Source organism: Parasphingorhabdus sp., from assembly GCF_039939955.1.
In the GTDB taxonomy this organism is placed as follows: Bacteria; Pseudomonadota; Alphaproteobacteria; order Sphingomonadales; family Sphingomonadaceae; genus Parasphingorhabdus.
Window position 1 is genome coordinate 1152131 of record NZ_JBDVHS010000005.1, and the last position, 12469, is coordinate 1164599.

The 12469-nt window shown below is 52.2% G+C and carries 8 protein-coding genes and 2 tRNA genes; 5 read left to right on the forward strand and 5 right to left on the reverse strand.

Annotated features, from left to right (window positions below):
• Positions 1 to 873: a hypothetical protein gene (locus tag ABJG22_RS10820; protein WP_348020234.1), complete on the forward strand. Its 873-nt coding sequence runs from the start codon at positions 1 to 3 to the stop codon at positions 871 to 873.
• Positions 874 to 903: 30 nt separating this feature from the next.
• A tRNA-Thr gene (locus tag ABJG22_RS10825) sits at positions 904 to 979 on the forward strand.
• A gap of 174 nt (positions 980 to 1153) precedes the next feature.
• On the opposite strand, the gene ABJG22_RS10830 is transcribed toward ABJG22_RS10825, so the two are convergent.
• The 4 genes from ABJG22_RS10830 to ABJG22_RS10845 form a co-directional block, all read right to left on the reverse strand.
• Positions 1154 to 4132, reverse strand: coding sequence for a TonB-dependent receptor (locus tag ABJG22_RS10830; RefSeq protein ID WP_348020235.1), 2979 nt, complete (start codon positions 4130 to 4132; stop codon positions 1154 to 1156).
• A 230-nt stretch (positions 4133 to 4362) separates the two neighbouring features.
• A complete protein-coding gene (locus ABJG22_RS10835; protein ID WP_348020236.1) occupies positions 4363 to 6960 on the reverse strand; it encodes a TonB-dependent receptor in 2598 nt (865 codons plus the stop codon).
• 199 nt (positions 6961 to 7159) lie between these two features.
• Positions 7160 to 7244, reverse strand: a tRNA-Leu gene (locus tag ABJG22_RS10840).
• A 104-nt stretch (positions 7245 to 7348) separates the two neighbouring features.
• On the reverse strand, positions 7349 to 8146 hold the full coding sequence (locus tag ABJG22_RS10845) for an A24 family peptidase (RefSeq protein WP_348020237.1): 798 nt from the start codon (positions 8144 to 8146) through the stop codon (positions 7349 to 7351).
• Positions 8147 to 8259: 113 nt separating this feature from the next.
• Between ABJG22_RS10845 and ABJG22_RS10850 the strand changes: the two genes are divergently transcribed.
• Positions 8260 to 9450, forward strand: a complete 1191-nt coding sequence (locus ABJG22_RS10850; protein ID WP_348020238.1) for an acetyl-CoA C-acyltransferase — start codon at positions 8260 to 8262, stop codon at positions 9448 to 9450.
• A gap of 1 nt (position 9451) precedes the next feature.
• Here the strand turns inward: ABJG22_RS10850 and ABJG22_RS10855 are convergent, their stop codons facing one another.
• Entirely contained in the window at positions 9452 to 9934 is a 483-nt protein-coding gene (locus ABJG22_RS10855) for an SH3 domain-containing protein (RefSeq protein ID WP_348020239.1), read from the reverse strand.
• Between the two features lie 106 nt (positions 9935 to 10040).
• Here ABJG22_RS10855 and ABJG22_RS10860 point away from each other — a divergent pair, with 106 nt between their 5' ends.
• Positions 10041 to 11039: a D-glycerate dehydrogenase gene (locus tag ABJG22_RS10860; RefSeq protein ID WP_348020240.1), complete on the forward strand. Its 999-nt coding sequence runs from the start codon at positions 10041 to 10043 to the stop codon at positions 11037 to 11039.
• A gap of 133 nt (positions 11040 to 11172) precedes the next feature.
• Complete coding sequence (locus ABJG22_RS10865) at positions 11173 to 12456, forward strand: ammonium transporter (protein WP_348020241.1); 1284 nt, start codon at positions 11173 to 11175, stop codon at positions 12454 to 12456.
• Positions 12457 to 12469: the final 13 nt, after the last annotated feature.

Here is a 12469-nt window from a genome sequence, read left to right on the forward strand (position 1 = left end):
GTGCGAAGCTTCTCCTATTTTGCCTGTGTCGATTGGTCGGGTGCCAAGGTCGAACGCCCCGACGGTATTGCCGTGGCCATTATCGGTCCAAAAGGGCCGCCGGTTCTCATAACACCCAAACCACACTGGTCGCGTGCAGATGTACTGCAATGGCTTTTCCGCTTGGCAGCTCATAGACAAAATATCCTGATTGGCTTTGATCTGTCGATGGCGTTGCCCTTTCTAGATAAAAGCTCCTACTTCCCGGCGTGGGATCAAAGCCCCGGTGGCGCAAAAGAGCTATGGAGCGGAATAGACGCCATTTGTAACGATGATCCCTATTTAAACATCTCCAGCTTTCTAACCCACCATCAGGCCAGTCGCCATTTTCGCCATAGTGCAGACCAGGTTGGCGATCTGTTCGGCAGTGGGATAGGACGACTGCGGCAAGTCGAACACCATCAGCGCGCTACCGGTCAAGGCAATAGCGCAAGTTGCTTCAATCTCGTTGGCGCTGCTCAAGTCGGGAAATCAAGTCTTACCGGAATGCGTTTACTGCATCAGCTTTCCGGAGCGATACCGGTTTGGCCATTTGATCCCCTCCCCAGCCATGGGCCTGCGATCGTCGAGATATATACAAGCATCGCTGCGGTGGCGGCGGGCCGACCGAAGGGCCGCAGCAAGGTCCGCGATCAAGACGGCCTTGAGACCGCTCTGGGGCATTTGGATACGCCCGTGCCCGAACGATTGAACCACTATGACGACCATAGTACCGATGCCCTGATCACCGCCGCCTGGATGAAGCAGGTTGCTCATAATCCGGCCCTTTGGAACGTCCCTGCAATGACAGATGAAATTGCAAAAAAAGAGGGCTGGACCTTTGGCGTAGTTTAACGCTAATAGCGCCCAGCAAATCCAGTGTATGCCGAATTAGCTCAGCTGGTAGAGCAACCGCCTTGTAAGCGGTAGGTCATCCGTTCGAGTCGGATATTCGGCACCATTTTCCATAGACAAGAAACATCCGCGGATCATTACCCCGAGAACTTCCAACAGGAAAATGGGCTCTGCCGCTATCAACAAACTCGCGCGGCTACGATCGCATGGCTTTTTCGGTAACATAAAAAAAGCCCCGCCGGTCTCCCGGCAGGGCTCCTTTTCTTACGTGACGATATCGTTAGAACTTGAAGCCAGCGCCAATACCGTAGCGACGTGGTTCCAGGGTAAAGACATTGGTGTACAGACCTGATGATTGATCCGTTACATAAAGCCCTGTCTCAGAGTTGCTATCGAAGATGTTCTGGATGAAGCCACGAACATACCAGCGATCATCGGTGCCGTTCAACTGGATCTGGGCATTTGCCTGCGCATAGCCTTTGATCCGGTTGACATTGCCGTTGAAGATGCTGCCATAGCTTTCACCAGTGTAAGCAAGGTCAACACGTGGAACCAAGCTCATGCCACTGTCAAAGTTCACCGTATATTGCGCTCCGACGGAGAACTTAAACTTGGGCGCTTGAGGCAAAGAGTTTCCACGAATGTTCTTGGGAACACCAGCTGCAAAAAATTCAACTCCACCGAACGCCGCCGGATCCAATCCAGCTGCTGCGAATGCTCCACCAGCTGCGGCTTCCAAAATACCGCAGATGCCAAATGCCCCTGTTGAAGCAATGCCACTGTCCGAGCCAAAGGATGTGGTCCCTTGGAGATTGGCACCCGGACGGATGTCGCCTCCATCGATCACGCCGTTTTGATCAAGATCGATTCCTCCGTTAATCACATTATTCACAGTATTGACGAAGGCATTTATCCCTGCAGCACTTCCTGAAGACGATACAACAGCACAATTGGATGCATTGGTAATATCTTTGATGATCACCGCATCCGATCGTCCGCCACCAAAGTCGCGCGGATCGCTGTTAAACGTATCCCCTTTGACCTTGGTTTTCAGATAGCTGAATCCCATATTGATCATCCAGTCTGGATCAGGGCGGAGAACCGCCTCAACTTCCGCGCCGTAAATATCGGCATCGATATTTTCGTTTACCGATGTACGTGCAACAATCTTACTGAGCTGCAAATTCTTATACTTATAGTAGAAAGCAGTCAGATTGAGTTGCAGAGCACCATCACCAAAGCTGTTTTTCGATCCAATTTCAAATGCATCGACTTGCTCGGACTCAAACGATTCTGGTACCTCGAAGATGGGCTGCAGAGGCGGGTTCAAACCACCCGATTTATAGCCGCGCGAATAAGAAGCGTAGAGCAGATTGTCGTCGCTGATTTGATAATCAAGTACCAAACGCCCGGTGATTTCATTGTCTTTCACGTTACGCCGCTGGTAAATCTGATTACCAGGCGTTCCCGGATCAGCGTCGTAAGATCCGACAAACGGCGAATCAAATGCGTCGGTCGTTTGACTGTAAGGGACCAAGAAGCTTGCTAGCGTCGAACGCGCTTCAACATTTTTCTCATCATTATTGTAACGCAAACCACCGGTCAGCTTCAGTCTGTCGCTGACGTCAAAATAGACTTCACCGAACAATCCATATGATTTGACGGTCAAATCGTTCGTATTGTTCCGGAAATATGGTGTGCCCAAGAATGACGGTGGCAAACCATTACCAAGCGAAGTGAAACTGCCAAGCAAGCCCGCAACATAGTCAATTGCAAAGGCATTCACATAATAGCTGTTTTCGCTCAGATGAAAGTCAGCATAAATACCGCCAACGAGGAAGTTGAACGGGCCATCAAGATCACTTGAGATAATGGCCTCAGCCGACCAACTGCTGTTTGCTTGGTTGGATCCGTCAAACTGAAGCGGCGTCGTCCCACAAATGCTGTTGCCACCGAACGAACCGAGACCGGTAGTATCCGTATCTGACGTACAAAGCACGCCATCAGGCCCATCAGGAATGATCGCCGAGGCAAGAGGTGCAAAATAGGCAGCGGGAAGACCAGGAACCAAGCCAGCAGCAGCGGCAGCAAGCGTGTTCAACGCCGGCGCGTAGATATCCCGGCGGCCTATATTGTTATTATAGTCTTGCCGTGAATTGAGCTTCACCTTTTGATAGTTACCGGAGAGCTTTGCGTTGATTGGACCAAAGTCATGCTCGATCGAACCTTGAAGCGTCATCTCGCTGGTAAAATATTCCGGCGTGAATGCAGTATTCACCGTTCGCGAATCTTCCGGAATATCTATGCCTGCATATTGGTCGGGCCCATAGAGACTACCCAAAGCAAATGCCGTTGGGATGCCTTGCGTTGCGAGAAATTCCCGTGATGACAACGCCGCCGTAAACGTCGCGTTTGCATTGAAGGATTCCGCTTTGCGAGAACCATTTAGACAACCCAAGATACCTGTAGGGTCCCGTTGACAATATTGTTTCTGGATCCGCATCCGATTATCATTTTCACGGAAATAGGAAGCATAAAGGTCAATCGTGGTATCAGGGCTTGGTTCAAAGCGTAGCGAACCACGAACTGAATATAGATCCCGGTCATCAAGATCAGGACCACCGTTCAAATTGGTCGTATAACCATCACGTTTCACATAAACACCAGCGCCACGAAACGCGATGCTGTCGCTAATCGGGACGTTGACCATTCCTTGCACTTTGATCGCATTGTAGTTGCCATATTCAGCATCGCCAGATGCTTCGAACTCGCCCAAATTCGGTTTCGCTGTAACGACATTGACCACACCAGCGGTGGCGTTCCGTCCGAACAATGTACCCTGTGGGCCACGCAGAACTTCAACCCGCTCGAGGTCAAAAAATTCTGTTTCAAAAAGCCGTGTTGCGAACAAGGGGGAGTCATTCAAGTGAATGGCTGTTGCCTGATCACAAGACACACCCACACACAGATCGCCGATCCCGCGGATCGTGAAACTGGAGCTTGTAAAGTTAGTTTTTGTAAATGTGATATTGGGCAGTGTCAGTTGAAGATCAGAACTATTTTCAATCTGCTGCGCCTCAAGCGTCTCTTGTGAAAAGGCCGAAACAGCAATTGGCACATCCTGTAGACTTTGTGCCTGACGTTGAGCGGTAACAATGATGACATTGTCATCAATGGCCCCTGAATCCTGATCCTGCGCGACAGCAGGTACGGACATTGCAGATATAGCTGTAGCAGCCAATAGTAACGATTTACGCATTTCTCTCTCCCAAATCCCATCCTAATTTGTTGGAGAGTGAATATTTTACCCATCCCCCCAAGACAAACCAACCTTCAACTAATCGGTCAGTTAAGTCCAGATAGAAATGTAAAAAACGCATTTTGGCATGCCATTTATGCATCTAGCTGGGCCCACCGTACGGGAATGAGACAAAAAAAGCCCCGCCAGTTTCCCGGCAGGGCCTAAATTTTTTTAATGAAACTTCTAGTTTAGAATCTGAAACGGACAAGAGCACCGTATGTACGCGGCGCACTAGGGTAGCCCGAAACCGTGCCCTCCTGGGCGACGCCGTCAAACACCGTTGTCAGAAACTGGTCGTTGAACAGGTTGCGAACATAAGCGCCAACTTCGAGTCCATTCTCAAGTTTAAGCGTCATCGAACCGTTGACCAGATTTACTTCGCGTTCAAAAATCTGGGTATTACCCAAACGAGCGTTGAAAGTTGGCAATCCGTTGTTGATCGGCGTGTTGCTTTCATGGCTGTAATCAATCCGCGTGACCAGAATATTACCGCTCGCGCCAAATTCGTGCGAATAGGTTGCAGACGTCGAAATCGCCAACTCAGGAATACCCGCCGGCTTCACGCCGCTGAGGTCGCCCAGAACACTACCCGGGAAATCATCAAATAATGGATCAAGGTAAGTCATGGCAAAAGTGAAGACCAAACCATCGGTCGGGCTAATGGTACTATCAAATTCAAAGCCCTTAACCGACTGCTGACCCGCATTCTGCAGAGCAAAACCAGTGCCGGTGAAAGCCAAGCTTTGGAAGCCTTTGATAGTTTGGTCGAACAATGCGAGGTTAAAACCGAATCCTTCCCACTGGCCTTTGATACCAACTTCATACACGGTGGCATTCTCTGGTCCCGCAAAGCGCGAACCACTGCTCAGGTTGGCAGTTGCTAGACCAGCATCGGTAATCGGTGACGATGGCGCAAGAAAGACACTGCCCGAAGCTCGTGCTGGAGCATCCGGGCGTGCCGTTGTTTGAGGCGCATTCACAAAATCTGTCGAGGATGGGCGGCTATCACGCGACAAGTTAACTGAGCTCGCTTTGAAGCCAGTTGCATAGCTTGCGTAAACATTGATCTCGTTCGAAATCGCATAAGACGCACGCAGAAGATACGTAAACTTATCATCGTTCGTCTTCCCGTCTTCAACGGCGTTCGGAATGGTTAGAAAAGGCGGCTGGAACTGAAATGCCCCGAGACCAAGGAAGGGATTTATCGCTGGATCAAGAGCCGCATTCGCGAACGCATCTTGGGTAGCCTGCGGGAGTGCGAGGAATTCATCGCGAGTGGTCACCGTCCCTCCAGTAAGAAAACCTGTGATGAACGCATCAACCAAGTTTATCTGCCCCAATGGATCAAAGCTTTGTTGAGCGAGCGCGAAGTCTTTCTTATCGTCGGTATAGTTGAAGCCGCCGGTAAAGACGAGGCCCTCAACAGGTTCAAAATCAACGGTACCGAAAATCGAATAGGAGGTATTGTCCATCGAGAACTGCTCGGCAGTGAGCAGCGGCGTTAGGAAAATAGACTCCTGCGGCAGACCGAGACCAGCTTCAACGCCATTAAACACACTTGGGTTGCCCAAAATAACGTCCGCCGGGTTTCCACCAGCCAATATTTCAAAAAAGTCACGAATCTGCGTGCCATTTTCGATCTGACTGATCTGCGAGATGCTTTCGTCGAAATAATAACCACCGAGCAAGAAGTTGATCGGACCGTCAAAGTCTGATGTAATCCGGAATTCCTGGGTGAGAGTCTTTACCTTCTGGTTTCGGGTTTCGTTCGCAACGTCCAGACTTGTGTAATCAATGTCCGAAACAAACAAGTTCTTCAGTTCGCGATAAGAAGAGATAGAGGTGAACGAAAGCGCACCGGCCTCGTAATCCACCTGAAGCGAGCCGCCATAATTGTCGACTTTGTTAATTGGAACCTGGTTCAGATATGCATCATAACTGAAACGATCTGTCGAAAGTTGGCCGCCGAGCAGTTGAACTGCTGCTGCGGTCGGTCCGGCAACAACCGTCGTTACCTGACAGCAAATTTCGTCAATCTTCGAATAGTCAGCAATCGCACGGATTTTCAAATCCGATGATGGTTCAAACAAAAGCTGGCCGCGTGCTGCCCAACGATTACGGTTGTTCTGTTCTTCGTTCAAATTGACAATATTAGCGTAACCGTCTCGTCGGTTGTAGCTGCCGTCTACCGAGAATGCGATACTATCAGACAATGGACCTGTAATATCGCCCTTCAGAACGACATTGTTGAAATTACCGTAAATGGCCTCAACCGCTCCGCCAAATTCGAATTGTGGTTCGCGTGTCACAACGGAAATCACACCAGCAGAAGCGTTCTTACCGAACAGTGTCGATTGCGGGCCATTCAGCACTTCGATGCGCTGAACATTGGGGAGATCTGATAGCGCCGCAGCGGAACGCGAACGGAACACGCCGTCAATGAACACGCCAACAGATGGCTCAATGCCGAAATTGTTGTCGCCATTACCAAAACCACGAATGATGAAAGTCGATGCCGAAGATGTCTGCAACTGACTGACTCGCAGCGAAGGTGTAACCGATTGAAGATCAAGCACATCACGAATTTGCGCATTTTGAAGCGTCTCACCCGTCGTCACCGACACCGAAATCGGGGTTTCTTGTAGCGTCGATTCACGCTTGGAAGCCGTAACGATGATGACATTGTCGTCGAATGTCTCTGCTTCTTGGCTATCCTGCGCATAGACTGGTGAAGCAACGATAACGCTGCTGAGCGCCGTTGCGGCTAAATATTTCGTGATTTTCATAACTCTCTCCCAAGGCCTGAACTTATTCGTTCAAGCAATTCTAACAAAACGGAAGCCTATCCATTTTCGTAGGCAACATTTGTCGAGATATGAAAAATAGTCCAGCACATATGGCCGTAAAAGCCTGCATGAACGCGCAATATTTTTGAAAAACCGGATAGCGTTGCAACTAAGCCACAATATCTAAACTTCTAAGGAATGGTGCCCCTGGCCCGACTCGAACGGGCACTCCTTGCGGAACTGCATTTTGAGTGCAGCGCGTCTACCAATTCCACCACAGGGGCTTATCAGCTGCGTCAAATAACGATCAGCGAAATCGGGGCTCTGTTAGCGAACAGACTTTCCGCTGGCAACGGCTTTTTCACAGGACCTTCTGCTGCATCACAATTCAATATAATAAACCATCACCCGCAGCCTGATAAAGCCAAAGAGGAAAAGCGACTACAGCCATTAAACTTCCAAGCGGCAGGAGGCTGTCAGCAGTCATAATCTTTCCCCTCACCTGCCATGATAACGCGACCAATAGGCCAACAAAGCTAGCGCCAAGAATGACCAGTGGCAAAGTCTGCCAGCCCAGCCAGCAACCAATCCCGGCCAGCATCTTGGGATCGCCGCCGCCAAGCCCTTCTCTCCCGCGCACATATCTATAAAGGCCGGCTACAATGGCCAGCGAGGCGAAACCTAACAGTCCACCGATCAGCCGATCGATTAGCTCCACCGGAACCAGCAAAACACTGGCAACCAATCCTGAGACCGCCAAAACCACTGTTAGCCGGTCGGGTAGCCAATGATGGTTCGCATCTAGCGCACCAAGTGTCAGCAGAACCCAACCAAAAACAGCGCCTGCGAGGCCTTCCGGACCGGGAGCGGCGAAAAGAGCGAGGCCTCCAATCAGCCCCGCCGCGATTTCTATGGCGATATGATCTGGGGCAACCTCCTGACCGCATTGTCGGCATTTCCCGCGTTGGAGCAGATAGCTTGCAACCGGGATCAGTTCCCATATGCGCAGTTGATGCCCGCAATGGTCGCATGATGAACGTCCAGACATTACGGAACGGCCTTCCGGCCACCGAAGGATCAAGGTCGCCAGAAAGCTTCCAATGATCAGACCTAGCAGGGCACCGGCAATCGGTATGGGTAAAGCTGGCAACATGTGCTCCAAAGAATAGCCTCGATCGATTGGCACGACCAGCTCCGGCATTCAATGCCGCAATTGAAAAAGCCATTGGCCACGCCTATGTGCGTTGCAAGATTCGCGCTTGTCGAAGGCAGCGCAACAAACGCAGAAAGGCCAAACCCATGTCCAATTCCGATCCGATCGTCATTCTTTCTTATGCCCGCACACCCATGGGCGGTATGCAAGGCGCACTCGGAGAGGTCAGCGCACCAGATTTGGGTGCCGTTGCGGTCAAGGCTGCTGTCGAGCGCGCTGGAGTTGCGGGCGCAGATGTCGAACGCATCTACATGGGGAATGTTTTGTCCGCTGGCCAAGGTCAGGCCCCTGCCCGCCAGGCAGCAATTTTTGCAGGCCTGCCGCAATCGGTTGAGGCAACGACCGTCAACAAAATGTGCGGATCGGGCATGCAAACCGCGATCATGGGAGCGGAAGCGCTTGCGGCGGGGTCGGTCGACATTATCGTGACCGGCGGTATGGAAAGCATGACCAACGCCCCATATCTGCTGCCCAAGATGCGGAGCGGCGCGCGCCTGGGTCACGCGGAGGCCAAAGACCATATGTTCCTTGATGGCCTAGAAGATGCATATGAACCAGGCCGGGCAATGGGCACCTTTGCAGAGGAAACCGCTGGCGAATATCAGCTCACGCGCGAATCACAGGACGAATATGCAATCGAATCCTTGTCCCGCGCCAAAACGGCCGTTGAAGGCGATGATTTTGACGACGAGGTCGTCGCAGTTGAAGTCAAAACCCGCAAGGGCAGCGTGATCGTCGACAAGGATGAACAGCCGCTAAAAGGCAATCCGGATAAAATCCCTCAGTTGCGGGCCGCTTTTGCTAAAGACGGTACAATCACTGCGGCCAACGCTTCGTCAATCTCCGACGGCGCCGCTGCAATGGTCCTTTCCCGCGCCAGTGTCGCAAAGGAAAAAGGTCTCACAGCTGTCGCCGAGATCGTAGCTCACGCAGCTCACGCTCATGCACCAGCCAAATTCACCACGGCACCGGTTAGCGCGATCGAGAAGGTTCTCGAAAAAGCTGGCTGGTCAGTCGCCGACGTTGATCTTTGGGAAGTGAATGAGGCTTTCGCTTGCGTCGCGATGTTTGCGATGCAGGACATCGGTATCAGCCGCGACAAATTAAACGTGAACGGCGGCGCAACCGCATTGGGGCACCCTATCGGTGCCAGCGGCGCGCGGATCATGGTGACCTTGATAGCAGCCTTGAAAAAGCGCGGTCTGAAAAAGGGCGTCGCTGCTCTTTGTATTGGTGGTGGCGAAGCAACAGCCGTAGCGCTCGAGCTAACCGACTGAGTTATTTCAGCGGCTCGTCGCCCCAGACATCTGCGACGCTGACATAGCCTTGGCGGCCGGTAACATCGAATAGACACCAGCCCTTGTCACAGAAGCTCAGGCTGCCAACCACGCCTGGTTCAGCAAGCCAAACCGTTTTTGCGCCAGCATTGGGCAATGCGCGCATCGCAATCGGCTCGCCGCTGGATGCTAACACTAGGGCTGTTCTGGATGCGCTAAGCAGACGTGCGTGCATCCATCCCTGGGTTCCTTCATGATCCTCAATCTTGCGCCAAGCATTATAGCGCGCGAGAATTTTCACCGGTAACTTCTCACGTTTATAAATCCACATAGTCGGATACTCGGTACTGGGGCCGGTGCGCATCCGCGCCTCTGGTTCGTCGATGGATGCCCAATAAGGTGGTTCTTGCTGAGCCAGAGCGGGCGTGGACAAAAAAAGACCCGAAACTGCTATGAATGTGAAAGCCAGAATGCGCATGATCATTGGTTACTCAACTTCCCGAATTAAGAAATCTATAGCCCGAAGTTGAAGCCTGCTTCAAGTGCCCGCTGCTTGACCTGAAGTAAAATTCGGGCATAGCAATTCGCCTATGCCAGACTCACAACGCCCCGCTAATCCCCGTGTCATCATCACCCGCGAATTGGCGGATGCGAATCAGGATCGAATGTGCGAACTATTCGATGCAGTGCCCAATCATGCCGACAAACCGTTTTCGCGCGATGACCTGATTGCGGCCATGGCGGATTGCGACGTACTTGTCCCCACAGTGACCGACCATATTGATGCCGAAATGATCGAAAATGCACCGGATCGACTGCGTCTGATCGCCAGTTTTGGTGCGGGTGTCGACCATATTGATCTAGCCGCCGCGCGGGCGAGAAAGATCATGGTCACCAACACACCGGGTGTCTTCACCGAAGACACTGCCGACATGACAATGGCTTTGATCCTGTCAGCGCCGCGCCGCCTTTCAGAAGGTGAGAAGCTGATACGCGCCGGCCAATGGGAAGGCTGGAAGCCATCCGGCATGCTTGGACACTGTATCGGCGGAAAAAAACTCGGCATCATTGGGATGGGCCGCATCGGCCAAGCCGTAGCCCGACGTGCTTCCGGTTTTGGGATGTCGATTTTCTATCACAACCGCCGCCAATTGCCGCCGGCGGTCGAAGAATCGCTTCGCGCCAGCTTTGTGTCCGACATTGAGGATATGATCCGCGAGTGCGACATCATCTCGCTCCATTGCCCGCACACCGCAGAAACCCATGAGATGATAAATGCCGAGCGTATCAGCAACATGAAGCCCTCGGCCTATCTCATCAACACCGCACGGGGGGATCTAATCGAAGAAGAAGCGTTGATCGAAGCCCTCCAAAACGAAAAAATTGGTGGCGCCGGTCTGGATGTCTATCAAAAAGAACCAGATATTGACCCGCGTTTTCTCACGCTTAAAAATACAGTGTTACTGCCGCATATGGGGAGCGCAACCTTCGAAGGTCGCGAAGCTTCGGGCGAGCGGGTCATCACCAATATCCGCGTTTGGGCGGATGGTCATCGTCCGCCCGATCAGGTGCTTGATGGTTGGGTATAAGCTTTCCATTGAGTCCACCGGTCGTCTCGACTAGAAATTCGATGCAATCTGATTCGCAAGGATGGATCAGTAGAATAAAATTATAAATACAGGGAATGCCATGAAACATCCAATCAAGCTCTTAGGGCTGCTTATGACCGCGATTTGGGCGACAGCACCGCTCCATGCGCAGCAGGTCTTTGATCCGGCGGTCACTGATGTTGCCAATAGCGGCGACACGGCCTGGATTTTAACTTCCAGCGCCTTGGTGCTCCTCATGACCCTGCCTGGCTTGGCGTTATTTTATGGCGGACTTGTTCGATCGAAAAACTTTTTGTCCGTGCTAATTCAATGCATGGCGGTCGCAGGCGTTTGTTCGGTTCTGTGGATCATCGTCGGCTATACGCTTGCATTCGGTGGTGTCAGCCACGGATTTCTTGGCGATGGATTCAATCTGATGCTCAACAATCTCGGGAATGTTCGGGAAGGAACGACAATACCCGAATCTTCGTTTGTGATGTTCCAGATGACTTTCGCCGTGATCACGCCCGCACTGATGATCGGTGCTTGGGTTGAACGCGCGCGTTTTGGCTGGGTGATTGCCTTTTCGGCATTGTGGCTGCTCATCGTCTATGCACCCGTAACCCACTGGGTCTGGGGCGGCGGCTGGCTCAGCAACCTTGGCGTGCTCGACTTTGCTGGCGGCATTGTTGTTCACACGACTGCCGGCGTTTCAGCACTGGTGGTTGCGATCATGCTGGGCAAGCGCATGGGGTGGCCAAAAACCTTGATGCTACCGCATAGCCCTGCCCTGACCGTTGTCGGTGCTGCGATGCTATGGGTCGGCTGGTTCGGATTTAACGGCGGCTCCGCGCTGACCGCGACCGACGATGCTTCTTCTGCCATCATCAACACTCATATTGCCGCATCCATGGCTGCAGTGACCTGGATTCTTATCGAGAAACTCAAGGTTGGGAAATCAACCGCTATCGGCGTCGCAACGGGCGCCATTGCTGGACTAGCAACAATCACGCCTGCGGCTGGTTTTGTTGGCCCCGGCGCGTCGATCATCATCGGTGCTGCGGCAGCAGTGGTCTGTTTCTTTGCGGTCAGCTTGGTGAAAAACGGCTTCAAAATCGACGATAGCTTGGATGTCTTCGCGGTCCACGGCGTTGGCGGAATATTGGGCAGCTTGCTGCTGGCCCTCTTTATCGCAGAAGGCTTTGGCGGAACCGGATATGACGAAGGCATGGCCTTTGGTAGCCAGTTCGTCGCCCAGTTGATCGGTGTCGGCGCCGTCGCAATATGGTCTGCGGTCGCCACAGCAATCCTTGGATTGGGTATCAGCTTCATCCTACCGATGCGGGTCAGCGAAGATGACGAGCGCGACGGATTGGATATTTCCAATCACGGTGAACGGGCTTGGGATCTGGATTAATCGGCAATACCCC